Source organism: Thermococcus sp. CX2, from assembly GCF_012027555.1.
Taxonomy (GTDB): Archaea; Methanobacteriota_B; Thermococci; order Thermococcales; family Thermococcaceae; genus Thermococcus.
The window spans coordinates 414,085-439,055 of record NZ_SNUQ01000002.1 but is presented as its reverse complement, the minus strand read 5'-3'; the positions used below and the strand labels follow the sequence as shown (position 1 = coordinate 439,055).

The 24,971-nt window shown below is 51.7% G+C and carries 28 protein-coding genes; 10 read left to right on the top strand and 18 right to left on the bottom strand.

All coding sequences use genetic code 11. The annotated features are described in order from the left end of the window. Window positions 1-118: 118 nt before the first annotated feature. Window positions 119-958 (top strand): carbohydrate kinase family protein, encoded by an 840-nt coding sequence (locus E3E23_RS06625; protein ID WP_167907329.1) that lies wholly within the window; start codon window positions 119-121, stop codon window positions 956-958. Here E3E23_RS06625 and E3E23_RS06620 read toward each other — a convergent pair. From E3E23_RS06620 to E3E23_RS06600, 5 genes are all read right to left on the bottom strand, one after another. Next, entirely contained in the window at window positions 955-1,380 is a 426-nt protein-coding gene (locus E3E23_RS06620) for a hypothetical protein (RefSeq protein WP_167907327.1), read from the bottom strand. The two genes, E3E23_RS06625 and E3E23_RS06620, sit on opposite strands and share 4 nt — an antisense overlap. Next, window positions 1,377-2,603, bottom strand: a complete 1,227-nt coding sequence (locus tag E3E23_RS06615) for a DUF58 domain-containing protein (protein ID WP_167907535.1) — start codon at window positions 2,601-2,603, stop codon at window positions 1,377-1,379. The genes E3E23_RS06620 and E3E23_RS06615 overlap by 4 nt, the downstream gene beginning before the upstream one ends. Before the next feature lie 90 nt (window positions 2,604-2,693). Further along, window positions 2,694-3,647 (bottom strand): MoxR family ATPase, encoded by a 954-nt coding sequence (locus E3E23_RS06610; RefSeq protein ID WP_167907325.1) that lies wholly within the window; start codon window positions 3,645-3,647, stop codon window positions 2,694-2,696. Beyond that, on the bottom strand, window positions 3,616-4,068 hold the full coding sequence (locus tag E3E23_RS06605) for a hypothetical protein (RefSeq protein WP_167907323.1): 453 nt from the start codon (window positions 4,066-4,068) through the stop codon (window positions 3,616-3,618). The genes E3E23_RS06610 and E3E23_RS06605 overlap by 32 nt, the downstream gene beginning before the upstream one ends. After that, window positions 4,055-4,897: a DUF4129 domain-containing protein gene (locus tag E3E23_RS06600; RefSeq protein ID WP_167907321.1), complete on the bottom strand. Its 843-nt coding sequence runs from the start codon at window positions 4,895-4,897 to the stop codon at window positions 4,055-4,057. The genes E3E23_RS06605 and E3E23_RS06600 overlap by 14 nt, the downstream gene beginning before the upstream one ends. Window positions 4,898-4,966: 69 nt before the next feature. On the opposite strand from E3E23_RS06600, the gene E3E23_RS06595 reads away from it, so the two are divergent. Continuing rightward, complete coding sequence (locus E3E23_RS06595; protein ID WP_167907319.1) at window positions 4,967-5,461, top strand: DUF2118 family protein; 495 nt, start codon at window positions 4,967-4,969, stop codon at window positions 5,459-5,461. 37 nt (window positions 5,462-5,498) lie between these two features. On the opposite strand, the gene E3E23_RS06590 is transcribed toward E3E23_RS06595, so the two are convergent. Next, the gene (locus tag E3E23_RS06590) at window positions 5,499-5,792 is read right to left on the bottom strand and encodes a hypothetical protein (protein ID WP_167907317.1); all 294 of its coding nucleotides are present in this window, start codon (window positions 5,790-5,792) and stop codon (window positions 5,499-5,501) included. Window positions 5,793-5,926: 134 nt separating this feature from the next. Here E3E23_RS06590 and E3E23_RS06585 point away from each other — a divergent pair, with 134 nt between their 5' ends. Continuing rightward, window positions 5,927-6,418: a peptidylprolyl isomerase gene (locus E3E23_RS06585; protein WP_167907315.1), complete on the top strand. Its 492-nt coding sequence runs from the start codon at window positions 5,927-5,929 to the stop codon at window positions 6,416-6,418. Here the strand turns inward: E3E23_RS06585 and E3E23_RS06580 are convergent. From E3E23_RS06580 to E3E23_RS06560, 5 genes are read right to left on the bottom strand one after another with little or no spacing between them, the layout of a single operon-like run. After that, window positions 6,392-7,297 (bottom strand): type II secretion system F family protein, encoded by a 906-nt coding sequence (locus E3E23_RS06580; RefSeq protein ID WP_167907313.1) that lies wholly within the window; start codon window positions 7,295-7,297, stop codon window positions 6,392-6,394. The two genes, E3E23_RS06585 and E3E23_RS06580, sit on opposite strands and share 27 nt — an antisense overlap. Before the next feature lie 5 nt (window positions 7,298-7,302). Then, on the bottom strand, window positions 7,303-8,367 hold the full coding sequence (locus E3E23_RS06575) for a type II secretion system F family protein (RefSeq protein WP_167907534.1): 1,065 nt from the start codon (window positions 8,365-8,367) through the stop codon (window positions 7,303-7,305). Window positions 8,368-8,377: 10 nt separating this feature from the next. Next, window positions 8,378-10,240: a CpaF family protein gene (locus tag E3E23_RS06570; protein WP_371807525.1), complete on the bottom strand. Its 1,863-nt coding sequence runs from the start codon at window positions 10,238-10,240 to the stop codon at window positions 8,378-8,380. 6 nt (window positions 10,241-10,246) lie between these two features. Next, window positions 10,247-11,236, bottom strand: a complete 990-nt coding sequence (locus E3E23_RS06565; protein WP_240920754.1) for a hypothetical protein — start codon at window positions 11,234-11,236, stop codon at window positions 10,247-10,249. A 4-nt stretch (window positions 11,237-11,240) separates the two neighbouring features. Then, on the bottom strand, window positions 11,241-12,686 hold the full coding sequence (locus E3E23_RS06560) for a DUF515 domain-containing protein (RefSeq protein ID WP_206205646.1): 1,446 nt from the start codon (window positions 12,684-12,686) through the stop codon (window positions 11,241-11,243). 73 nt (window positions 12,687-12,759) lie between these two features. Here E3E23_RS06560 and E3E23_RS06555 point away from each other — a divergent pair, with 73 nt between their 5' ends. From E3E23_RS06555 to trm14, 3 genes are read left to right on the top strand one after another with little or no spacing between them, the layout of a single operon-like run. Further along, entirely contained in the window at window positions 12,760-13,095 is a 336-nt protein-coding gene (locus E3E23_RS06555) for a TIGR04076 family protein (protein ID WP_167907309.1), read from the top strand. Next, window positions 13,049-14,122, top strand: coding sequence for a GTPase (locus tag E3E23_RS06550; RefSeq protein WP_167907307.1), 1,074 nt, complete (start codon window positions 13,049-13,051; stop codon window positions 14,120-14,122). Before E3E23_RS06555 ends, E3E23_RS06550 begins: the two co-directional genes overlap by 47 nt. Before the next feature lie 6 nt (window positions 14,123-14,128). After that, window positions 14,129-15,226 (top strand): tRNA (guanine(6)-N2)-methyltransferase, encoded by a 1,098-nt coding sequence (trm14, locus tag E3E23_RS06545; RefSeq protein WP_167907305.1) that lies wholly within the window; start codon window positions 14,129-14,131, stop codon window positions 15,224-15,226. Between the two features lie 92 nt (window positions 15,227-15,318). Here the strand turns inward: trm14 and E3E23_RS06540 are convergent, their stop codons facing one another. The 7 genes from E3E23_RS06540 to E3E23_RS06510 all read right to left on the bottom strand — a co-directional run bounded on the left by E3E23_RS06540 (window position 15,319) and on the right by E3E23_RS06510 (window position 23,603). Then, window positions 15,319-15,837 (bottom strand): cell division protein, encoded by a 519-nt coding sequence (locus E3E23_RS06540; RefSeq protein ID WP_240920753.1) that lies wholly within the window; start codon window positions 15,835-15,837, stop codon window positions 15,319-15,321. A gap of 4 nt (window positions 15,838-15,841) precedes the next feature. Further along, window positions 15,842-17,554 (bottom strand): OPT family oligopeptide transporter, encoded by a 1,713-nt coding sequence (locus E3E23_RS06535; protein ID WP_167907303.1) that lies wholly within the window; start codon window positions 17,552-17,554, stop codon window positions 15,842-15,844. Window positions 17,555-18,092: 538 nt separating this feature from the next. Further along, window positions 18,093-18,233 carry a hypothetical protein gene (locus E3E23_RS06530; RefSeq protein ID WP_167907301.1) on the bottom strand — a complete coding sequence of 47 codons (141 nt, stop codon included), beginning with the start codon at window positions 18,231-18,233 and terminating at the stop codon, window positions 18,093-18,095. A 34-nt stretch (window positions 18,234-18,267) separates the two neighbouring features. Continuing rightward, complete coding sequence (locus E3E23_RS06525) at window positions 18,268-18,945, bottom strand: fumarylacetoacetate hydrolase family protein (protein ID WP_167907299.1); 678 nt, start codon at window positions 18,943-18,945, stop codon at window positions 18,268-18,270. A 181-nt stretch (window positions 18,946-19,126) separates the two neighbouring features. Further along, window positions 19,127-20,173 carry an aromatic amino acid transport family protein gene (locus E3E23_RS06520; protein ID WP_167907297.1) on the bottom strand — a complete coding sequence of 349 codons (1,047 nt, stop codon included), beginning with the start codon at window positions 20,171-20,173 and terminating at the stop codon, window positions 19,127-19,129. Window positions 20,174-20,591: 418 nt separating this feature from the next. Next, window positions 20,592-22,376 carry a M1 family metallopeptidase gene (locus E3E23_RS06515; RefSeq protein WP_167907295.1) on the bottom strand — a complete coding sequence of 595 codons (1,785 nt, stop codon included), beginning with the start codon at window positions 22,374-22,376 and terminating at the stop codon, window positions 20,592-20,594. Window positions 22,377-22,448: 72 nt separating this feature from the next. Continuing rightward, a complete protein-coding gene (locus E3E23_RS06510; RefSeq protein WP_167907293.1) occupies window positions 22,449-23,603 on the bottom strand; it encodes a tryptophan--tRNA ligase in 1,155 nt (384 codons plus the stop codon). 20 nt (window positions 23,604-23,623) lie between these two features. Between E3E23_RS06510 and E3E23_RS06505 the strand changes: the two genes are divergently transcribed. The 4 genes from E3E23_RS06505 to E3E23_RS06490 all read left to right on the top strand — a co-directional run bounded on the left by E3E23_RS06505 (window position 23,624) and on the right by E3E23_RS06490 (window position 24,969). After that, window positions 23,624-23,803: a hypothetical protein gene (locus tag E3E23_RS06505; protein WP_167906713.1), complete on the top strand. Its 180-nt coding sequence runs from the start codon at window positions 23,624-23,626 to the stop codon at window positions 23,801-23,803. Window positions 23,804-23,858: 55 nt separating this feature from the next. Further along, window positions 23,859-24,272 carry a hypothetical protein gene (locus E3E23_RS06500; protein WP_167907291.1) on the top strand — a complete coding sequence of 138 codons (414 nt, stop codon included), beginning with the start codon at window positions 23,859-23,861 and terminating at the stop codon, window positions 24,270-24,272. 75 nt (window positions 24,273-24,347) lie between these two features. Beyond that, window positions 24,348-24,539 (top strand): antitoxin family protein, encoded by a 192-nt coding sequence (locus E3E23_RS06495; protein ID WP_167907289.1) that lies wholly within the window; start codon window positions 24,348-24,350, stop codon window positions 24,537-24,539. Then, a complete protein-coding gene (locus E3E23_RS06490) occupies window positions 24,529-24,969 on the top strand; it encodes a type II toxin-antitoxin system VapC family toxin (RefSeq protein ID WP_167907287.1) in 441 nt (146 codons plus the stop codon). Before E3E23_RS06495 ends, E3E23_RS06490 begins: the two co-directional genes overlap by 11 nt. Window positions 24,970-24,971: the final 2 nt, after the last annotated feature.

Below are 24,971 nucleotides of genomic sequence, written 5' to 3'. Positions count from 1 at the left end.
GGAATTAGGCTCTTTTAATCTTTTCGATGAACATCTGAACGGAGGGGTAGAAATCGATTACTCAACCGGAAATCGCTTAAAGACCGGTTCATAATGATGGCCAAAATAAAAGACGGTGATGATGATGAACCTCGTCGTGCTCGGTCATGTCTCAATAGATCATCTCAGGTTTCCAGGCAAGGAGGAGATACTCCTTCCAGGAGGAGCCGCAACGGCAGTGGCGACTTCCGCGGCCTTAGCAGGGGCTAAGGTAGGCCTCGTTACCAAGGTGGGAGAGGATTTCCCGAGGGAGTGGCTGGAGAAGCTCTCATTGATCCTCGACGTTAGAGGCGTTCAGGTTCTCCCTGGAAGGACAATACACATCTACATGATATACCACGAGGACGGAAGCGTGGATGCACCCGTTGACATGGGAGTTGCCCAGGCCATGGGGGAAACGCCCATTCCCGAGGAATACCTCAAAGCCGAACTCTTCCACATAGCCCCCATTCCCCCAGAGGAGCAGCTAAAAGCCATCAAAAGGCTCGAAGGGAAAAGGATAAGCCTCGACTTCAACCCGACCTACATGGAAGACTACGAGAGGAAAACCGAACTTATGAAGGAGATAGTCTCGCGCGTTGAGGTTATCTTCCCCAACGAGAGGGAGGCGTTAACGATAACGAAAGCCGAGACCGTGGAGGAAGCCGCGAGGACTCTCCACGACTGGGGCGCGAAGCTGGTGGTCATCACAAGGGGCGAGAGGGGAGTTTTAATCTACGACGGAACCTTCAAAGAGTTCCCAGCACTCCCAATAAGCCCCGAGGAGATCGTGGATCCGACCGGGGCTGGAGATGCATTCGCGGGCGGCTTCCTGGCGAGATACTCGAAGGGAGCACCGCTCGAGGAGTGTGTTAGAACGGGTCTTGAGAGAGCCCGCGAGATCCTCAAAAAGATGGGGAGCTGGAGCATAGAGGTTTAGCTCTCAGCAACGGCCTTCGCGAAGACGTACAGGGCTATGAGCAGGAAAGCGGCCAAGGCAGTAACCTCGAGCCTCGGAAGGGCAGGGGAGATGCTCTCCATGAGGAGGTAAGTTGGAAAAGCCAGCACCACCGCAGCTAAGACGACGAAGTAGTGCTCCTTTGGAGCCCTCTCCCTGTCGAGGTAGCCCATCTCGATGGCCAGAAGGGTTAGGGCCATTATCGCGAGGCCGTAGAGACCGCCGGTGCGCGTGTATATCAGGAATGCTCCAATGGTCACGAGGAAGAGGGAGCCGATGAAGTACCACTGGATTCCCATAAGGCCAAGGGGGATTAGGAAGAGGGTCCTACCATCAATCCTCGCCAGCAGCGCAAAGAGGAGAGCCAATGGAATCACTGAAAAGAGCCGCCTCTTTATTTTCATAGGCTCATCACCTCTGCTATCGCTGACTTGAGGGGCTTCCTGACGTCCCAGTCGATTATTATTCCATAGGCTGCCATCTTCCTCAGCATGGCCTTTCTCTGCAGGTTTAAGAGCTTTAACGCCAGCTCCTCCTCCCTGTTCTTCGGCTCGAGGGCAGTGTATGGGTTGGGACTTATGATAACAACGTTGTAGCCGTACCTCGCCATGGTTTTAAGCGCCTCCCTGCTCTCTTCCGTCAGAAGGGGCGAGAAGTATAGCAGCTGAGCCCTCGCCGGGAAGCGGGACTTTATGAGATGCTCAACCTGGTAGGCAATCAGGTTGTTCTTGTCCGGCTTTGCTGTGCTGAGAAAGTCAACGCACTTGAAGAAGTGCCTCTTTCCGTAGTCCACCCTGATCCAGAGGGGGACTTCTTCAGCCAGTAGCAAACCGAAGCTCGTGCCGTTGTTAAGGGCGTCGAGCATGAGCGAGGCAGCAGCGCGGACGAGATGGTCAAAGACGAGCTCTCCCGTGTAGGAGGAATCGACGATGAAGACGACGTCCACCTTCCTCTCACTCTCGTACTCGTTGGCCATTATCTTTCCAGTCCTCGCAGTGGCCTTCCAGTTGATTATCTTGAGCGGGTCACCGGGCTGGTACTCCCTTATCGCGTGGAACTCGACACCTTCGCCGACCCTTGGCGACGGCAGTGGACCGACGGTTATCTTCGTTCCCCTTGTGGAGTATGGGGTGGGGACGTCCTCGATTATTGGGACACCAACGATTTCCGTGTAGAGCTCAATCTTCTTATCAACCTTGAAGAAGCCAAAGGGGTCACGGTAGCTGAGCTCGACCCAGTTGAACTCGTGGATTCCGCGCTTTATACGGACCTTATATCTAAGCGTTCTCTCCTCGCCCTTCTTTAGGGAGAGCACGTGCTCCCTGCTCCCCTCGACGAGCTCAAGGCCGGGCGGTATGTCCTCCACAAGCTTAAGGCTCGGGATTCTCTCATGGGACTTTATCCTGAGCCGGATCTCGACTTCGGTGCCCTCTAGAAAGCGATCATGGGGAATGATACGCTCTATCTCAACGTTCAGGCTGGGCTTGAAGAAGAAAACGGCTATGAAGAGCAGCCAGAGAATTGGAAGAACGAGGTAAACCATCTCCCAGCGGAGCAAGAGAAAGGCAAAGAGGACGATGAGCCACAGGGCTATCAGTATCTCCTCGGCCTTCTCGGTGGGCATCATTCTCCCAGCTAGTCCTGCAGGCTCTTCCCTGCCCTTGACGTCCGTTGGGGTCCGGAGTATGACCTCACCGCTCTCGGCCACTCTTTCACCTCACTCGAACTTGGGAACGGGAACGCGCTCAAGGAGCTTCTCCATGATGCTCTCCTGGCTGACCTTAGTATACCAGAGCTCGCGCTTGAGGATGAGCCTGTGGCTCAGGGCAGGAACGGCTATCGCTTTAACATCATCTGGAATCACGTAGTCCCTGCCCTCGAGTGCGGCATAGGCGCGGGAGAGCTTGAGGAGAGCAAGGCTTCCCCTCGGGGAGGCACCGACCTCTATCTCCTTTCTGTCCTCCCGGGTGGCGATGACGATGTCCGTTATGTACTCAAGGATGGCGTCGCTGACGTAGACATCCTCGATTGCCCTCTGCATCTTCACGACATCCTCGGGAGTAAGGATGGAATTTATGTCCACCTCCTCCTTCTTCCTTGCCATTCTCCTGCGGAGTATCTCTATTTCCTCTCCCCTGCTAGGGTAGCCAACGCGGAGCCTGACCAAGAACCTGTCGAGCTGGGCCTCTGGGAGCGGGTAGGTTCCCTCCTGCTCTATTGGGTTCTGGGTGGCTATAACTATGAAGGGCTTGGGCAGCTCGTAGGTCTTACCCTCCACTGTGACCTGTCTCTCCTGCATTGCCTCAAGGAGTGCACTCTGGGTCTTTGGAGGGGCACGGTTTATCTCGTCAGCGAGGAGGATGTTGGTGAATATCGGCCCCTTCTTGAACTCGAACTCGAGCGTTTTCTGGTTGAAGACGCTCACGCCAAGAATGTCACTCGGAAGCAGGTCTGGAGTGAACTGGACGCGCTTGAAGTCAACACCCAAAGCCTTGGCGAAGCTCTTCGCCATCAGGGTCTTTGCGAGACCCGGAAGATCCTCGAGCAGTATGTGGCCGTCGGCTAAGATGGTCGTCAGGATTAACTTGAGCACCTCGTCCTTTCCTACTATGGCCTTCTTGACCTCTTCCAAGACCAGATTACCCTTCAGGCTTACCTCTTCTACCTTCATTTAGATCCGCCTCCACAATCGTTAGGGCCTTCTCAAGATTATCGAGAAAGTCGCCCTCAGAGCGGAGAACCCTGAGAGCCTCGTTGGGGTCAGAGTTAAGATTCAGGTATGTCTGATTGTATTCCTCTGAAAGGGTGGCGTATATCTCGATTATCTTCTCTTCTATGAGGGTTCGCGCCACCTTCCCGCTCTTGGCCTTCTCTATCAGAGCAACGGTTCTCTCGACGTCCGTTTTCCTCTCAACTTTCTTGGCCCTCTTGAACTCCGGTCTTGCAACCTGAAGCTCAACGCCAAAGAGGAAGAGCGCCAGCAATACCCCAAGGAAAAGCACAGATAGCCATCTGACCATATAAGAGCCAGCAGTTGCTGCCACAAGCGCTGGAACCGCCGCGAGGAGAAGAAGGTATTTATTGAGCCTCACTCAGTCCACCCCTCATCTTCCTGTAAACATCAAGCGCTCTTTTTGCATCGTCCCAGGTTACCTTCTCCGGAGCGTACTTGGCCTTTTCGAAGAGCCTCGTGAGCTCGACGAAGGCGTCGTGCATGTACCTAACGCGCTCGGCATGCTCCCAGTGAGTCCAGCTCTCCTTGTAAGGAATACCCAGAACCTCAAGCCAGAGGACGGCGTTCTTGTATATGCCAACAACAGCCTCCCTCGAGTCGCTGAACATGTCAAGGCCGAGCTCGTCGAGCTTTTTATCGAACAGCTCCGCTCTGAGCTTCATCTCTTTCCTCTTCCTCTTCTTGAGGGCCTCACGGTAGTAAACCAGTGTGAAGTAGAGAAAGCCAGCGAGGGCAACCAGCAGTGCAAGATAGAGGGCAAACGTCGTGGGAAACATCTCGTTTCCGGGGGTAAGGGTTGAGTTGTGGTAAACCGGTGCTGGAGCGGTGGCTGTTCCTACTGAGGAGGTGTTGTTGGATGCGTTGATTGGAAGGGGCTGAATCCTCATGTTTTCGATGCCGTAGGATATAAAGACGACCCCAACCGCGCTCAGTGCCCAGAGGATATAGTAAAGAGCTTCATTAAAGCGGTACAGGTCCTTTCTCTTCTGGGGAATATCCCTCCAGCTCAAGAAAACCTCAATGATAATTATAAGGCCCACCAGTGCAAGAAGAACGAGGAGGATGCCTGTAAATTTGGCCTCATTCCCCTTAGAAACCTCAGAGGTCGTAGCGCCGTAGTTGAGCATAAGGGTCATCAATGAAAACAGCAGTCCAAAGAGAGCTAGAAATTTTACCCTGGTGGACATTTTTATCGGGTGTAGTATGAAAGGCAGGTTTAAAAACTTTTACCCCTAGGTAAAGGTCAGGTGATATGTATGGAGAGGATGCCAAAGCTTTACGTTGAAGTCCCCAAGGAGGGGTGTATCGAAAACAACAAGGCTTCGAGGGACTGCCTCATCATCATGGACAAGGTTGAGGTATGGCTGAGGAAGGGTGAGAGCGTTCCAGAGTTCGTCGACATCGAGAAGGCCAAGTTCCTCGCCAAGGAAGTCTACGACAGGTTCTACCTTTACGTGGACAGGCTCGAGGGCAGGATGGAGGTAGATGCCGTTCTCGTCCTTCCCGATGGCAGGACGAGGATATATCTGAAGAAAGGTGACGAGCTACTTCTGCTTCCCGTTGAGGGGTTCAGCAAAACGCTGATAGCCAACGTGGGCAATCGTGTTAGAACGGGCGATGCCTTCGCAGCGGTAACGACGAAGAAAGGCGAAGTCCACTACCTCAAGCCCCCCAAGACCGGAACGGTCGTCTTTATCGACGAGATAACCAATAGACCGCACTACGTCTACTACATTCTGCCCGAGGAGTAGCCCCTCTTTGTCCAAATTTTTAGACGTTGGTAGAGGTTCACTCTTTCATCCCAGCGATCATGGCGTCTATGCTCGACTTGAGAGCAAGTTTTATGCCGTCCATTGGATCCAGACCTTTGATGGTTCTCGTATTGTTTGCGCTTGTTATTATGAGAGACCACTGGAAGATACCATCTTTGAGGAGCCGGCTCTGAAACATGGCTATAAACTTCTGCTCATCCTTCGAGACCTCAAGGATCTCAATGTCTGTGTCTCCAAGCTTTGTGGCGTAAACCTCCTTGATCTGAAGGTCTTTATACTCCTCCCGGAGTCTATCTGAGAGATGTCCCATTTCCTATACCTCATTGGAATTAACTCGCTTATTCCTTATATACATTACCTCGCTTCTTTAATAAAAGTACAACCAAAACCGTTATAAAGGATGTAAGTCCACTTCCCCTGAAGGCACTTTTGGAGTTGAAGGAAATGAAAGTAGAAGTTGGAGATTTTGTAGTGTTTAATTATATCGGAAGGTTTGAGGATGGAGAGATTTTTGACACGAGTTACGAGGACGTTGCAAAGGAAAATGGAATATATGTCGAGGACAGGGAATATGGACCCCTCGGCGTTAACGTTGGCGTCGGTGAGATAATTCCCGGCCTCGATGAGGCCCTTATCGGAATGGAAATCGGAGAAAAGAAAACCATCACGATACCGCCTGAGAAGGGCTACGGGATGCCGAACCCTGAACTTATCATAGAGGTGCCGATAACCGAGTTCTCAAACGTGGGCATAGAACCAATTCAGGGAATGTATGTTATGACCGACTCGGGGATCGCCAAGATAGCAAAGGTCGGCGAAGAGAACGTTACGCTCGACTTCAACCACCCGCTCGCGGGCAAAACCCTCATCTTTGAGGTCGAGATCGTGGACATACAAAAGGCGGAGGAATCAGAAACCTCCGAGCTGGAAGCTTGAAGCTCCCTTGAAGACCGCAACACCCATGACCACGAGCAGCAGGCTGTACTTCAGGCCTGCTGAAAACTTTCCTTCTCTTATGACGCCTATTCCCAGGCCGGAAACTATCGCCTGAAGGATGACAAATCCAAGCAGTATCGTTTGTATAGCATCTATTGGAAATGTGACCTCCCCAATGCTCATGGCTTTCATTACCTGCGAAACTATTCCAAGGATCAACGGGCCTATCGCTCCACTGGTAATTATGAAAAACATCACCTGCATGCCAGTTGATGCCTTGCGCTCTTGCTTGATTCTGAGTATTTCCCTGACGTCGTTTCCAACAAAGACCAAGACATCGCTCATCGGGGCACCCCTTTCAAGGGCCTCAATTATAATCATTATGGATCTGTATATAACCGTGGACTTCTTGTTCCTTACGGCAAAGGCCCTGAGGGCGTCGGCCGTGGAGCGGCCCTTCTTTATCTCTGCCACTGTCTTTTTGAATTCCTCAGTTAGTGCCCCGAGTTTGGTAGTGGTAAGCTCTTCAAGGGCCTCAGAGAAGGATATACCAGCCTTCAAAGAGCTGGCAAGATAGAAGAAGGCATCTGGAAGCATCCTCTCCATTTCTTCAATGCGCTTGTTTATCTTCCAGTGGGGGTAGCCAAACGCCATTCCAAAAAACAGCGCCAAAAACGCAACGGCCGCGTATGCTGCGGTGAAGAACATGTCAACTATGAGGGCAACGATTATCCCAACAAGAAACGAAACAACGAGGTACTCAGCAGCTAGGAAGTTTATTCCAGCGGAGTATACGAGCACCTCATAACGCTTCAGCCACTTCTCTGGAAGAAGCTTTTCAACGAGTTTAGTTGAAATTGAAGATATACCTCGGGGCATTGCTTTCACCTCGGCTCTCCCTTCTTAATCATGTTAACTATTATGAAAGACAGTGCTGGGAATGCGAACAGCAGAATCACCGCAAGGGTTTCTAGCGGCATTATGAGAGCCTGAGCCATCACCGAGCCCGCCAGTATTCCAACGACGAACATCGTCGGCATAACTATCGTCATGAACATATAAATGAACGCTATACCGTTGACCTTCTGGACGTACTCTACCAGCTTCATTCTGTACTCAAAGGCAAAATCCTCGGCCAGCTTGTACAGGATCTCCGAGAGGTTTCCACCGAACTTTACAGCCCTCAGTATCTGCTTGACAACTCTACTAACGGTTTCCGAACCCATCTTCTCATCGAACTTTGAAAGTGCCTCCTCAAAAGAGGAGCCGGTTCTCATATCCCTGATTATAAGCTCAAACTCTTCAGAGATAACACCGTAATTGGCACGGGCAACGGAGAGTATCGCTTCGGAGATGCCAACACCAGCACTCAGGAGGGAAGCCATGTGCCTGAGCGCGTACGGCATTGCCCTCTCAACCTCAACTACCCTGCGCTTCCAGGCCATTTTTGGATACTGCCTCATGTATATGAATCCTCCGACAAAACCCAAGAGACCCACCAGTAGGGAAGTACCTATCGGCATGTACAAGAGGTACGCGAAGAGAAATCCGAATATTCCCGCGAATACCGCAACACTGAGCATGAGGGCGACATACTTATCCTTGGGCATAAGAATGTTGGCGCGGTAGAGATCCTGATCCAGGCCCTTGAGGGAGTTGGTAAGAGATTCAACTGGACCCTTGAAATAGCGGAGCACAGCCTCTGCGAGTCTCTCCGAGAAGGGATTCCGAATTTCCTGCTTTCTCCACTCGAGGATTTCTTCTATTTCTTCCTCCGTCTCTACGAATTCTCTCTCCATTTCAAGTTCTTTTTGAAGCTGTTTGAGTGCCCTCAATCGTTCCTGAACGCTCTTTCCCTCGGGAACCCTTCTAATGGGCTTCTCCGCAACCTCTATGGTCTTTCCGCCCAGCCTTTCCAGAAAGTCAGTGAAAGCCCTAACAATGCCCACGATCATCACCCTAAATCAGATTCCTAATCTGCCTGCTGGTTTCGACGCTACTATCGGCTTCGATCTTCTTGAACAGAGCTTCTTCGTCAATGTAAAACTGCCTTATGTAGTACCCTACCTTCTCAATGCTCCTGATGCCTTTTTCAATCATCCAGTCAAGGATTATCTTCCTCTTCTCTTTCTCCAACTCCAGCTCGGATATGCTCATTCCGGTATGGTGGGCCAAGTCGTTCAGAGTCCTGCTCGGAACCCCAGTTGGGACGAGGTCGTCCTTTGCGGGGTCGTACTTGTAGAGCTTGTTGAGCTGAACGCTTTCTCCTTCGATACCAGAGACCTCGGCTATCTCAGTAATTCTCCTGAGGGTTCCCTTCTTCCTGCTGTGGAACCTAACCTGCATTATGATTATGTCGAGGGCTGGAATCATGATCCTCGGAACGTTCATCGGAGGACTTTCCAGACGTATTATGGTTTCCCTCGCGGAGTTGGAGTGGATGGTTCCCATACATCCATCATGACCCGTGTTCATTGCAGTAAACATAGTTCTTGCTTCGGGACCACGAACCTCACCGACGATAATCCTGTCTGGACGCATACGAAGGGTGTTCTTGACGAGGTCATCCATTGTTACCTCTCCCCTGCCCTCGAGGTTCGGTGGTCTGGTCTCAAGCCTGACCCAGTGCTCAACCGGGAGCTGAAGTTCAGCAGTGTCTTCGATCGTGATGACGCGCTCGCTTGGTGGAATGAACATGCCAAGTGAGTTCAATGTTGTGGTCTTACCTGAACCGGTTCCACCGGCGACAAGGACGTTGGCTGGCTTAACACCGAGACCATCGACGAATATCCAGAGGAGGGCCGCTATGTCCGAGTTCATAGTTCCGTACTTAATGAGGTCGATGATCGTGAGTGGATCTTTCTTGAACTTACGGATGGTTATGGTCGGACCATCGAGACTTATGGGAGGTATGGTAGCGTTCACACGGCTACCATCGGGCAGACGGGCATCGAGAAGCGGGCTCTGCTGATCTATTCTCCTACCAACCTCCCTAGCAATGCGTTCGATTATGTTGAGTATCTCCTTGTCTGTGGGGAACACGATGTTGGTCTTACACATGTTGAAACGCCTGTGCCAGACGTAAACGGGTCTGTTGGTTCCGATTACCATTATCTCCTCAAGGTTGTCGTCGCGAACGAGGGGATCGAGCTTGCCGTAGCCTATCATCGACTGGACAATTATTTCTGCGAGTATATCTATCCTGCCCTCCGAGAAGTGGGGTGCCACCTCCCTTATCATCCTCCTAACGGCGTTCATGAATACCCGCCGGCGCTCTTCGAGGTCTGGGAATGCTGTGGGGTCTATCTGAAGCTCAGTTATGGCCCTTTCCCTTACCTGCCTGAGAAGCTCTTCTTCCTCACGACTTAGTTTGGGCAGCTTTATCTCATATATTGGGACAGCTTCACCCTTAACCTTGAGGATACGAACGTTACCGTAGGCGTCAAGGACTTTAGCCCTTCCTGCATAGGCGCTCTCTTCAATACGGACCGATGCCCCTAGTATATCCTGAAGGGTCGACGGAACCTTAGGTTTTGCTTTCTCTAGGGGCTTGGGTTTCTCTGGTGGAGTCTCTTTGGCCAGTATCTCACCCAAAACTTCGGCGCCGGTTGGCCTATTTTCTACTGCTTCCTCCGGAGTGGGGGTACTGAGAATCTCTCCTAAGTCCACTCCTCCCCCTTCCTTAATAAATGAGGGAGATTCTTCCTCATCTTTTTTTTCTTTCTTATTTCCCCTAAGAACGTGTTCTAGGAGATCATCCTCCTCGTTAAGTATCTCATCTATCCATGAGAGGCCTTTCTTCTTCTTTTTCTCCCCCAGCACCAACTCTCACCGTCCCTCATTCTTCCAGCTAACGTGATAGGTTATATCAACACCACTGCCCATGAAGATTATCCACACAGGGAAGTCAAACTCCTCGGACTGTGGAATGGTGACCTGGGGAGCTCCAACTGAGACTCCACTTATGAGAGTGTTTGAGAGCTGGAACATTCCTGGCATAGGAGGAAGAGGCTGTGGCTGTGAAGTCCTCTGGGGAGGATTAAGACCCCTGTACTCCCAGATAAACTTCTCCAGGTATTCCTTGTAGGTCATGGTGTAGTTAGGAACAAAGTCGTACATTTCAGCACCATCGAAGATAACTGGTATCGACGCGGCAAAGAACGTGTTAAACAGCCCCGCCTGATTCGGGACGTTGGTGAGGCGGAAAGTGACCGTTCCATCGTACTTAAGGATCCTGATATGTCCATCAACCATTGGGAACATGCTCCTCAGGTATAAGACCTTGGGAGTGTTTATGAGTTGCGGGTACATGACACCACAGCTCAACACCGAGATGTCATCCAAGTCCTCTATGACCCCGGTAACCTGGCTTCCATTGTACTCAACGGATGTTATTTTAGCCAGATCCCCACAGATGGTCTGATAGTCTGCGGTGGGGACAACGTAGGGATAGTGAGAGGTTATCCTAAAATTCACGACGACCGTCTCATAGGGGAGTATCCAGAAGCCGGTATAGTAGTTGAGGGTTGTCTTTTGGATGTTTGATAGGTTGTGAACCACATTACCCCCTATGAGGAACGCGTTCATCGTCTCAGTATTGTCGAGCCTGTAGACCGTGAATTCATAGCGCGGGTTGAGTATGATGAACTTCGGGAAGGGAGCGGTGTTGACAATAGTAACGTTCAGATTTATCGTGACTTCGCCCATTATGCCAATGTTATTGTAGTTGTCCCCGGGAAGATCGTAGGTCGCTGCACTGACTAGAGACGAAGCTAACAAAAGAATAAAGAGAGGCACTGCGAGGCGTTTCATGTTCATCACCTCAGGTCGCGACCTTCGCGATGTAGATATATTGCTGGTTGGAGAGGATGTCGGGCACGAAGATGGATGGAACCCTCACGATGACGAGGAACTGGGTGTTTGGATCGAGCACGAGCATGCCCGATTCTTTCTCAAGGTCTACTATCTCCCACCCGTAGTTCCTCAGCTGCTCCTTAACGTCCTCGCTGGCCTGTATCTTTCCTGCCGCTATTGCCTTGAGGATCTCAGTGAGGTCAACGGTATAGCTGTAGCTGGCTGAAGCACTCTGGCTGGCGGTCTGGGTGTTGCTGTAAACGTCGCTGATGGCCTGCCCGTTGGTTATAGAGGTGTCTCCTGGAGTGTAAGTGGTGGTGTGGTCCTCAGTGTACTGGGTGGACGAGGAAGTGCTCGAGGAGCTGGTCTGGGTCTGGGCCTCGTTGACGGATATGGCTCCAGCCTCGGTTGGCAAGAGGACGAGTTCGACATAACCCTCGTTTACGATCTCCTGGAACAGTGCGCTGGTGCTGTTCTTGGCGAATATCATTATCTTGTCGCCCGGAGCGAGGAAAGCACCGTTTATCCTGTCCCTCGAGAGGACAAGGGCGATATCAACGAACTCAACCTTGTAAATCTTGTACTGAATGAGCTCCTTGTAATCCAGTATTCCACCAAGAATGGACTTGGCCTCGGCCTTTGTAACGATTTTCTTTGTAGTACCCTTCTCCAGTATGACACTCTGGGTCGGTATAGTGTCGATTATGTAGTAGTAATAATCTTTCCATAGTTCAAGGAGGTACGGAGCCACTGTGATAGAATCAACCTGCTCTATCGTGGTGGAGCTCGCAACCTGCTCTTCGAGGCTCTTCATGGAATCCACAACTTTCTTTTTGAGGTCATCTGGAAGGGGCATCGAAAGAAGTGGCTGGAACTCGAGCTCTATCTGCCGTATTTTCTCTTGCTTGGTCTGGTTGAGTTGCCTCTCATACTCCAAGCGCCGCTGCTCCTCCAGGTGGGCTTGATATTCCTGCCAAGCTTTCTGATAGGCAGCTGCAACGTCTATAGCATTTACTTCGTCAACCGACTGGGCAGAATTAATCTCGTTTATCAGCTGTTGCTTGGTCTGCTGACCAATAGTGCTGTTCATTATTTCCCCCTGGAAGTACTGGTTGACCTCCGCCAGTTTCTCATTCTTCGCCTGAGCAAGCTTCTCCGCGGCACGGTTTTGAAGATAAACGTACGCTCCCACAGAGAGTACAAGAATAACAATTATAACAATAGCCGCACCAGTGAGAATTTTTTTCCTCCTCTCCCTTTCTCTAATGCTCCCGATGGAGCGGGGCTTTTTAGGGGGTTTTTTGACTGGGGGTTTAGCCACCTTTGGAGCATCGGGCTCTGCATTGGCCTTGCCCAGCTCTCTCAAACGGCGAATCTTCGCCTCAATATCCTCGGACACGTTGAGCACCACCATCAACCGTTATCATAAGCTTCTCCTATCAAATAGTTTTTTGAACCTTAAGCTTTATTTAGATTTCGGTGGTGGTATGGAGCGGTTAGAGATTCGAGTAGTGGAAATTCGGGGAAAATGTCCCGTTTTTCGTTCCGGGGACAAAATCGTGATTGACGGCCCAACCATCAACCTAGAGGAGACCGATGCTGTGTGCACGCATGCTCTTGCCTCGCTACTGCCGTACATAGTTGTACTGCGAAAGGGTATTAAGCCCAAGGAACTTGGCCTCGGTAAGGGTGAGAAAGCATACGTGCAGTGCCCTGACCCTGGGCCGCCGTACACTGACGGCGGGACTGTCATCTTTGAGATAACGGTGGTGCGAGATGAAACAGAGGAAAGCGTGGAGAGTTGTGAGGGAAGTAATAGGTGAGGCCGACATAATCATCGAGGTAGTAGATGCCCGAGACCCGATAGGAACGAGGAACAGGAAGCTGGAAAAGCTCGTCCTGGAGGAAGGCAAAAAGCTCCTCATCGTCATGAACAAGGCTGATTTGGTTCCCAAAGAATGGGCCGAAGAATATAAGAGGAAGAGCGAGCTTCCGATGGTCTTTATATCAGCCCGCGAGAGGAAAGGAACTGGGATACTCAGGAGAGAGATCAAAAAACTTGCGAAAGAGCTTTTGAACGAGCAGGAAAAGGTAAAGGTGGCCCTAATAGGTTACCCAAACGTTGGGAAAAGCACGATAATCAACACACTGAAGGGAAAGAAAGCTGTAGGAACCGCGCCCATTCCCGGCTACACGAAGGGGAAACAACTCATACGGTTGAGCAAGAAGATATGGCTTCTCGACAGTCCCGGAGTGGTTCCCATAGATGACTTCGATGAGCTAGTCATCAAAGGAGGCTTTCCCGCAGATAAGATAGAGGAACCAGTTAAGCCGGCACTGAAGCTCATCGGCAGAATCCTGGAGACGAGAAAGGAGGCGCTAACGGAGAAGTTTGGCATTGAAGACTTTTCCAGCGAAGAAGACATCCTTAGGGAGATAGGAAAGCGCAAGGGCATAATCAGGAAGGGCGGCGAGGTTGACCTTGAGGAAACGGCTCGCTGGCTCCTCCGCGAGTGGCAGACCGGAAGGTTCACCCTCTTCGGAAAGGAAGAGGAGAAAGGCCAAGAGTTCGTCTGGGACTTCGAAGGTGTTCTTGACGGCATCGAGGAGGATTTGCTCCTCGACCCAAGGAGGATACTCTGGAAATACGGCGAAGAGCTGAGGGAAAAGCTTGACAACACGAAGCGGGTTGGGGTAAGGGAGATAGAGGGCTTCACCGTTGGAATAGCGACGGGCTTCAAGAAGTGTGACGGCGGAATAAAGCTCCTTGAAAAGCTCACAGGAAAGCAAGTTATAGCTAGCGAGTGCTTCGGAAAGAAGTGGAAGGGTGTCGTTGTGATAATGGAGTGATGAAAGATGAGGCTGTTAGTCACGACCTCCCAGGGGATTGAGGATCTGGCAAAGGCCGAAGTGGAGAACCTTCTCAGCCAGCTTGGAGCTCAGTTTCGAGTGGAGGAGAAGCCGCTGGGCGTAGAGGGTAGAGTCCTGGCCGAGGTAGGCGAGGCCTTCTACACCGACGAGAAGGGCAGAAAGAGGGAGCTGAGCGTTGCGACATATTTAAACGAACGCTCAAGACTGCTCCACCGCGTCATAGTTGAGATAGCGAGCGAGAGGTTCGAAGGAATAAGTGAGGACGAACCAGAGAGCGCGCTGAAGAGAATCGAAGACTTCGTGGCTTCCCTTCCGGTGGAAAAATACATCAAGGTCAGTGAGAGCTTCGCGGTTCGCTCCTTCAGGAAAGGAGAACACAAGATAACCAGTGTTGATATAGCAAAAACCGTCGGAAAGGCAATTTTTGACAGGCTGAGCAGATACGGAACGCCAAAAGTTAACCTCGACCATCCAGCGGTTATCTTCCGAGCGGAACTGGTTGGTGAAGTATTCTTCCTCGGGATAGACACCACCGGCGATTCTTCCCTCCACAAGAGGCCTTGGAGAGTTTACGACCACCCAGCGCACCTCAAGGCGAGCATAGCCAACGCGCTCATAGAGCTGGCCAAGCCAGACGGTGGGCCCTTCATCGACCCCTTCTGCGGAAGTGGGACGATTCCGATAGAGCTGGCTTTGGGAGGCTACGGAGGCAAAATATTTGGCCTTGAGAAGTACAGAAAGCACCTCCGTGGGGCCGAGATGAACGCACTGGCCGCTGGAGTTTACGACAGGATAGACTTTATACTCGGCGATGCGACGAAGCTGAGCGAATACGTTGAGAGCGTTGACTTCGCGGTGAGCAACTTGCCCTACGGCCTCAAAATCGGGAGGAAGAGCATGATACCAAAGCTCTACATGGAGTTCTTTGCTGAGCTGGCCAAGGTTCTTGAAAAGCGCGGCGTTTTCATAACGACGGAGAAGAGGGCCATAGAAAAGGCGATAGGGGAGAACGGCTTCAAGATTGCCCACCACAGGCTCATCGGGCACGGTGGATTAATGGTGCACACCTACGTTGTTGAATAACTATCCCCAATCTTTCTAAAGAGCCAAAACCACCCACAGCTTTTCGCTCCCAAAAAGGGCATAATAACAGCTAAGAAGAAGAGGAAAGAGAGTCAGACCCTCAGGCTCTTGATGGCCTGGAGGGTCTCCTTCAGATCCTCGTAGCCAAAGCGCAGGTACTTCCTTCCCTCCTCCTCATAGCCGTCGGCGAAGGCGCTCCAGGCTCTGTTGAGGGCCCTCTCGCCCCTGCTGAAGACCGTCATTATGGTTCCATAGGTCATGAGGCCCTCTATCCTGAGGGGCTGGGCCTTCTCCGCGAACTCTTCGAGCTCCTCCAGTATGGCGGTGAGTTCACTGAGAACCTTCTCCCTTGGGGCGTCCATTATGGCCTCGAGCCTTGAGAGACTCTCGGTGAGGAGCCTTTCAAGCTCCTTGACGCCGCCGGTTCCGCTCTGGGCAGCTCTGTGGAGCTCCTCTTTGGCACCCTGCCTTCTCAGGACTATGCCAACGGCCATGACGCCGAGCGAAACCGCCAGGCCACTCCACATTGGCGGTATCCTGGCAGCCGTGATAGCTCCCCCAACGAGACCAATGGTGAGTATGACGTTGCCTATGAGCTTCTTCATTTCCATCACCTCATGGGTGAAGGACTCCCAGCACGGTGAGGACCGCGAACAGGAGGGTCATCGCGGCCTCTCCCACCATCAGACCAGCCGCCACTGGGAGGACCTTCTCCGTAATGAACTCGTGTCCCTTCTTCCTCTTGGCGACCTCGTGGACTATACAGCCGATTCCGTAGGGGATGATGTAAAGCATCGGCAGGTACATCGAGAGTCCAACGAGGACTCCAAGTCCTGGAATGCCGCTCATCGAAAGGGCGAAGCCGAGGATTCCACCGGCGATGAACTTGTCCACCGGGACGTTTCCTCCGAGGATGGCCTCGACCATCGACTTGAGGGCCATTGCCTGCGGCGCCGGAACCATCTCGTTTCCTATTCCGTAGGCCTTCCAGATGAGACCGACGACGGTCAGGGCTATTATCGGCCCTATCCAGGCGGTGAGGAGCTCGACCTTCTGCTGCTTTGATGGAATGCCTCCGACGAGGTGGCCCGTCTTGAGGTCCTGCATCATGTCGGCTGCTCCAGAGATGGCGACTCCGACGGTGGCGCCAAGGAGTATAGTGAGCGGGACGTTCTTGTTAGTCAGGTAGAGGAGTATCATGACCGACACGAGCGAGAGGCCGGAAACCGGGCTCCAGTCGGTCATTCCAGTGGACATTGCAACGAGGAGCGAGGCGACGAAAATCCACGCGACGCCGACGAGTGCCGTGAGCAGGCTCCTGCCCAGGCCGAGGTCTCCAAGCTGGTAGGTCGTCACCAGCAGGAGGAGGAACGCCAGGACGATTCCAGCGTAGAGGTAGCTTATCGGTAGCTCCTCGTTCCTAGCCCTTGAACCCAGCTTGCTGGCTCCCGCAATGCTCTTGATGGCAACGACTATGACTGGAAGCGAGAGTATGAGGCCAGCTATGGAGCCTCCAAGGAGCATTCCGATACCGAGGGGCCTTGTCATGTTGGCGTAGACGAAGGAGCTTATCGCACCGTCGGTGACATCACTTGGAATCCATCCAAGGGCCTTGACGAGTGGGGTGATGATGTAGTAGGAGAGCACTCCACCGGCAAGGACTATGAGACCATTCCTTCCGGTTATGAGTCCCATTCCGAAGACCATGAGGGAGAGCGCTATTGTGAGGTTGACCCAGGAGGGCAGGTGAAGGATAGAGCCGAGGTCAACGTACTCCGGGATTATCTCTGGAAGGCCGAGGATGGGGAACTGCTGGACGAGATAAACTCCTGCACTGATTATCATTCCAAGGAAGAGCAGCCTGGCCTTCTCAATTCCGCTTCCCGGGGTCTTGAGGACAGTAGCTACTGCAGTTCCCGTCGGGAACCTGAGGCGGTCTATCTCGATCATCTGCTTCCTCAGTGGGATTATGAAGGTGATTCCCAGTATCGCTCCGGCAGCCGTCGCGATGAAGAAGTAGGGCATGTTGATTTCCTCGTTGAGACCCATTATGTAGAGCGCCGGTATGGTGAATATGACTCCAGAGACCGAGATGTTGACTGCGGAGGCTATTGTCTGGACGATGTTGTTCTCGACGATGGTTCCCTTCTTGAGCAGTCCCCTGAGGATTCCCCAGCCAACTATAGCGGCTATTGCAGAGCCACCGGAGGTGAATCCCATAATCATTCCGGCGTAGGTGAAGCTCGCAGCCATGAAGGCGCCCCAGATCACACCGAGTATTACCGCCGCAGGCGTGACTTCGCGATAGGTTCCCTTTTCTCCACCCATTTCTCAACCCCCTGCACAGTTATGAGCACTCATGTCCACATTGGTATGGAATGCTTAGGGCATAGGTATTGCCTTTTTTAGAATATAAAGTTTGTTAGGACGTTAAAATTCAAGAACGGGAATTTAAAACCAACAAACAGCCAAATCAAGCCTTTATGACAGTTTTTGATATTCCATGAATAAGGATTCATCAGCAGCATGTTCAAATGGACACCGGCGCACATTACGTTATGGGATATCGAATAACATTTGAGCAAGGAAGAAAACAAACGAATGATAGTCAGTGGGAGGGACAGAATCGAAATAAAATCGGGCGGAATTCAAAAAGTCACGAAGGAAGTTCGATACATACCTCCAATTTTATCACCATGTCGAGGGAAGCCGTCTTATCGCCCGGGTTGTGAATCACCACGAACCACTTTCCCTCGAGGAGCTCCACAACGGTATCGACATGGTTCGGGTTTCGAAGTCCTTTAGAAACCTGCCGTTTTCCGAAACTAACCTCAACTGGGGCTGGAGTCTATCTTCATGCTCAGGTTCAGGGGGCCAGAGAAGACGTACTTTTTGGTGCCCTCTGGCGAGGGGTCTTTCCCTTGACGTAGACGAAGTTTCCGCCCTTGAGGCATCCAGATGCCAGAACAGTGAGGATGAGCAGAAAGGCAGGGCGCGCTTCATCCACACCATCAGAAAGATTAAGAAAAAACAAAAAGTTTCTAGCACAGTATCGAGCCCTCGCTTATCACATCTTCCTCCAGTGTTCCGATGCCCTCTATCCAGGCCTCGACTTTGTCCCCGTGCCTCAGGGGGCCAACGCCAGCTGGGGTCCCCGTGGCTATTATGTCGCCCGGTTCGAGTGTCATCACGCTTGAGATGTACTCTATCAGCTCTGGGATCTTGAAAACCATCTCGCTCGTCCTTCCGAGCTGCCTAACTTCGCCGTTGACCTTCAGGCCTATTTCCAGGTCGCTCGGGTCGAGCTCTCTCTTATCGACCACCCTTGGCCCTACCGGGGCGAAGGTGTCGAAGCCCTTAGCTATTGTCCATGGAAGGCCCTTCTTCCTCGCTTCGGCCTGAATGTCGCGAGCGGTTATGTCGAGCAGTATCGTGTAGCCGAGGACGTAGTCCATGGCCTTCTTAGCTGGAACGTTCTTCGCCCTCCTGCCGATGATCACCGCCAGCTCTACCTCGTGGTCAACGCGCTTACTCATCCGAGGGAGGAGTATCGTCGAGTTCGGACCGATGAGCGCGGAGGGCGGTTTTAGGAAGAAGACTGGCTTCTCTGGGACGTCGCTCTCCATTTCCTTGGCGTGGTCGGCGTAGTTTTTGGCCAGGGCAACTATCTTGGTGGGATTTACCTCGTAAAACCCGTCTCGGAATGGAAGGCGAAGCACTGTGATCCACCGGCGGGAGTTATACAAAGGGAATTTAAGGCTTCCCAAGGAACTCACCAGCACACAGTGATATGACTCAGGTCATCAAAGTCATGCCCGCGAAAGCCACACTCCTGTATAGGGATTCCAGGCTGGAAGCTCACGATAGAGCTTGAAAAAAAGAATGGAGTTTGAAAGTATTTTAGCCGTATCTAGCCTCCGCTTCTCTCTCGATTGACGCCAGACCAAGCCTGTCGGCTATGTATATGGCCATAGGCAACACGATGAAGGCCATCAGGTCGCCAGTGTCTCCGGCGATTCCAAGAACGCTCACGAAGTCACCAACGCCCGAGAGGTAAACCGCCAGCGGCGGAATAACCGTCAGGGCCCAGGCAAGCTTCCTGTCCATCCTCAGGTACTCCTCAACATTGCTCAGCTGGGCGAGTCCTATTCCAATGTAGCTGGTCGTTATGGCGAAGAGAGGTATAAGGTTGCCGATTATAAGCCCCGTTCTCCCGTAGATGCTCTCAAGGGCCTGCGTGGCTATCTGGGGCGTTTCGGTGCCAAAGACCAGCAGGAAAGATGCCATGAAGAGTGCATAGATAGCCGTTGGGATCACGAAGGCCCATGTAAGGAGCTTCTTCGTCTCTTCGTAGCTCCCGAGACCCTTGTAGACATCGGGGATGACGGTGTGGCAGCCAAGGGCGAAGATCGAAACGCCCACAATCGCCCACAGACCGCTGTCGCTCATGTATAGGGCGTTCTCAAGCCTTCCACGGGGCAGGAGCATGACCGCGACCGCGAGAAAGAGGAAGAGCATGACGAGGCTCATGACAAGCTCGCTCTTTCCACTCGCCTCGAGGCCAAGGTATATTACCAGGGAGGCAAGAACCCAGAATATCAGTGCTCCCAGAGTCTCACTAACCCCGAAGAGGCTCGCGAAGACGCTACCCATGCCGGCGATGTATGCCAAGAGCGCGCCGAAGCTCATCACCGTGACGCTCACAAACATGAGCAGACCGCCGCCACGCCCGAGGGTTCTTTTGGCTATCGTGCTAAGCTGGGCACCCTTCATCCTAGCCGAGAAGTCGAGAACGACCCTTGCGGTGAAAAGCATGAGCATCATTACCGCGATGAGCACAACTACAGCGGGAATCAAACCAACGCTCTTGGCGGCATATGGCAGGCCGAGGACGCCGGCACCTATTTGAGTCCCGATAAGCACGGCGAGGGCTTCACTTTTCTTCATCTCACACCACCTCCATTAGATGATAGATCTTCGGACCTAATACGTTTTGTCGTTAGAAAAATCGAGACTCGGATGAATTTTATCCCAGCGTTCAACTGCACACATGAACACGAATGGACAGAGAAATGCATTTCTCCATGAAAAAATTTTCATGAAAATGCCAAAAGTCCCGAAAATATGCGGCTCTTTGATGGAAGAAGAAGACAAAAGGAGAGAATAGCGCCTACTAAATCATAGCTTCAGAGGCTCGGAAATAGATTTGTCCCACTGCCCTACGATGTGCTTGGCGTAGTTTTTGCGAAGGACATTATCTTCGTCGACCTCACATCGTAGAACCCATCCCGGAAGGAAAGGCGAGGTATGGTATCACAAGTCGCGTTAGAGATCCAAGCCAAGATTAAAAAAGAAGAGAAGCTCCCTAATTAACAACCACCTCAATCCCGTCGACCTCGAAGTTTCTGTTGATGTTGGCCATCCACTCATTGGGATCGATGACTATTATAGTTGGCCGAGCTTCCAAGGAAAGGGTGACTTCTGCCATTCCCTCATTGACCCACACAGTTTTATCGACAAATTTGCCGTTCTCCATGACTATTCTAAGCTCTACCGGCATGGTGAAGTTGTTCGCATCAATCAGCCTAAAGGTCAGGTTGTAGCCGTTATCGGTCGCCGAGAGGCTCAGGTCAGTGATGTTATAGTCCGGCAGTAGCGTGGAGTTAAACCACTCGTTGAAGAACCAATCGAGGTCTTCGCCGGAGACGTTCTCGGCTATACGCTGGAAGTCCTGGACGGCGCAGTAAGAACCGTGGCACTCCGTTAGCGCCTCGTGGAGAATCTCATTGAACGTTTCATTTCCAAGGACGAAGCGGAGAGAGCGCAGTATGAAGGCGCCCTTCTTGTACAGAACCCCACTGACCTTCCAGTAGGGTAGGGATGGGTCCATGGCCTCAAAGTACGTGTACTGACTCGAATCTCTGACGGCCATCCTTTCCATATCCTCTATCCACGTTGGATAGCGTTTGGGGTCCCAGCGCTGGTAGGCCTCCACCCTCATGTAGTCTGCGAAGGCCTCATTGAGCCGGCCGAAGCTGGCGTATCGGCCGAACCACTCGTGGGCAAGTTCGTGGAAGAGCAGGGAGGCGTAGTTAACGGCCGAGTCCTTTATGTCAATGGGGCAGTTGACGAGGAACGTTCCCTTCAGGTCAATCCCATTGACCGGCTCGCTGAAAAGCCTCTTTGAAAGGGCGGGAAGTCCCGGAACAAAGACCACGTCGAGCCTGTTCGAGGGGAGCACGCCGGTGATGTTGCGATAGAGACCGATCGTGAAGTTCAGCTCCTTCTTAACGAGCTCCAGACCTTCAGGGTTATAGCAGCCAGCGGTGTAGTACACCGTAACGTTGACGTCATTAACCGAGAAATCCGTCCAGTTGAGGTTCTGAAGGTAGAGCGAGAACCCGAGGTAGGGATGTAGAGGTGAGGTATAAATCACCTTCGAGCCATTGCGAACGACACCATGCCCGAAAAGCACGAAAATCGTGTCCCTTGGAAGATACGGAGTCACCACTATGGTGGCGTTCTTCGAGGCAAACTCCCACCAGGAGAAGTCCGTGCCAAAGAGCAATCCATACTTTCCAACCAAAGCCCCTATCTCGTCCTCGTTCTCCAAGTATCTGAACTCGTAGCGCGCAATCCCTCTGAGGGTCGTCAAGTTCGTGGAGACGTTAACAGCGTAGAACTCGATCCCGACCCCTTCATCAAACAGGAGATACCTATCAACGCGGGAGAGGTTTAGGGGAACACCCTCAATGGTTATGTTCAGTTTTATCGGCTCATCTTCCGTCTTAAGCATGGCCAGGTAGAGCGTCCTGTCCGTGAAGTTCGTGAGCACAAAGCGGTAAACACCAGTGAAGACGCCATTGGAGTAGTTGACGGTTATGTTGCCGAACTGGGAGTAGGGAACGCGCGAATACTTTTCCCGGAAAAACTCAGTTGCATCTTCCAGCGTCAGGTTAACGATCTCGGGCTTCTCCGGATAGAGGAACTTCACAGGAGGGAACTGCTCCACGGAAGTCGTTGAAGTGGTTTCAACCGCGGGTGAAGAAGCACTCGAAGGCGTGCTAGTCGGGGTATTCCCACCGCCGAGACAGCCGCTCACTATGACCATGAAGACCACAAGAGGGACCAGAAGCGATGCCCTCCGCATTTTTACCCACCAGTAAAATCCAAACCCGAAGAAGTATAAAAGACTTTCGAAAAGGGAGTAAAAACCGGAGCCTCAGCCCTTCAGCGGCTCCGGGATGCTCCTCTCCCACTGCTCTCTAGCGAGCTCACCGGCGTACTTGAACTTCTCTACCTGCTTTTCGGCCTCCTTGCGCTTCTTTTGGTGGTCGATGAGGAACTCCTGCACCTTCTTTATGAGGTAGCGCTTGCACTCGCCACAGGTCAGCTCTCCGGCCTTACAGGCGTGGTAGCGCTCCATGAGCTTTTTGTCGTCCTCCTCAAAGAATATCTCAAGCCACTTGAAGACGACACACTTCTCCGGGTTGCCGCCCTTCTCGCGCTGCTCCTTGAGGGTTGGCTGGCCGCCGGTCAGGGCGTACTTCCATATCTTCTTGCCGGCCTCCTCCGGATCGTCGGTCAGGTAGATGGCCGTTTCCGGCTTGCTGGCGCTCATCTTGCCTTCAAGACCCATCAGGCCGGGTACGAACTTGCTGTGCAGAGCTGCCGTCTTGTAGTAGCCAAGGCTTTCAGCGAAGTCCCTCTGCAGTCTCCAGTAGGGATCCTGATCTATCGCAGCGGGAATTAAACAGCGCTTCTTCTCGAAGAAGGTCGGTGCAGCCTGAATAGCCGGATAGAAAATCATTCCTATCTTGCTCTGCTCGGTGAAGCCGAACACTGCCCTCGCCATCGAGAAGTTTATCTTCTTGGCTATCGGAATGGCCATCTCGTAGATTTTGGTGAACTCGCTGTTCTGGAAGATGAAGGTCCTGTCAGGGTCGAAGCCGACCGCTATTATGTCGAGGATGTTCTGGTAGGCCCAGTACTTGGTGTCGTCAAAGCTCAGCTTCTCCTTGAAGAGGAACTTCTCGTCGTCGGTTATCTGGATGTAGAGGTTCACGCCGAACTTCTCCTGGAGCCATTTCGTCGCGAAGAAGGGTATGATGTGGCCTATGTGCATCGGCCCGCTCGGACCCCTCCCAGTGTAAAGGAAGAAGCCCTTTCCGCTCTCGTAGTCTTGGAGAACCTTATCGTAGTCCCTGTGGGAGAAGAAGAACCTCCTCCTAAAGTAGAGCGGTAGCTCGCTCTTGGTCAGCTGGGCGGTCTTCTCAAGCAGCTCGTCAGTCAAAGGACTCGTTCCAAACTCCTCTATCAGCTTGTTGTAGTCCACCAAACCCTCAACGTCCCATGGGGTAACCTTAAACTCGTCCATTCAAAGCACCTCCATTTCCAGTGGAAACGAAACTCCAGACTAAGCCGGGGCAGAAGAGGAAGGCTTCACCAAGGCCAAAAACAATCACCAAGCATGGGAAGAAAAAGGAAGGAAGAGGATTTAAAGTTTTTGATGATCTGCTTGAAGTTGTCCATACAACTCAAAACCTACAGCAGAGAAATTTTAAAAATATTTCCTAAAGAAAACCATTAGGAGCCGTCGGCATAAAACATGACGGCCAAAGAGGGATGCCAAGTGAAGCGGCTGATTCCCATCGTTGGGATATTTTTATTGATCCTCGTTTATATCCTCGTTGAAATTCCAAATTTCAACAGCCCCGAAACCGATGAAAAACTAACAAACAATACTAACGTAGCAGGAACAGGGAGTTGCCCCTTTAACATCGCCAAACTCGACACTATTGCAGATGAAATAGCCTCAGAAAAGTTCCCCAACATGACCAATTGCGGCCATGCTGGTTGTTTTAACCTAACAACCTGTACAGCAGTAGTTTTCATCCACATAGGGCCTAATCGAGAAGCCTGCACCGGCAATTACTCCGTCTACAAGGCCGTCATTAACATGAAAAACTGGGAGATTATATCCTTGGAGAACTCAACTCAAGAAGACGAGAAAAATACCCTTTCAAAGTGCGGTTCCACAGGGTGAATTCTCCACAAACTGACTTATTCATTATCCAAAACGCTTATCAGTCTCCAATGCCAAGGGAAAGTTGGTGGGAGCATGGAAGTCATAGTTGAGGCCGTTTATGAAAACGGCGTCCTGAAGCCGAAGAAGAGGCTCAACATTCCAGAGGGAAGTGAGGTTACCCTTAAGATACTGCCCCAGAAGATATCGGATAGAACCTTTGGGATAGTGAAAATGGATAAGGACAAGATTGACGCGATAATCGAGGAGATTGAAGATGAGTGGTAGGGAGAACGTTTTCTTTGACTCAAACGTTCTCATATACCACCTCGGCGGCATACCCAAGGCCAAACCCCGCATTGAAAGTGTGGAAAACGGAAAGATTAAGGGATTCATAAATCCGATAGTTGCTTCAGAGGTTACCTTCTTCTACATAAAGGCCAAAACTGGAATGAAATCCTACGAAATCAAGAGAAACCCTTCAGTTCTGGCTAGCGTTAATTTAGAACCTGTCTTTGAACCCTTCTCCGTTTTCAGCATACTCGAGATAAACCCAGAGATTGTGGAGAATTCAAAAAGCTCCATTGAGAAATATCATCTGCTCCCAAATGATGCGCTCATTGTATCGACCTGCGAGTTCTACGGCATAAACAAAATAGCAACATTTGATGACGACTTTAAACGGGTAAAGACCATGAAAATTGTGGAAAAAGTCTAAAA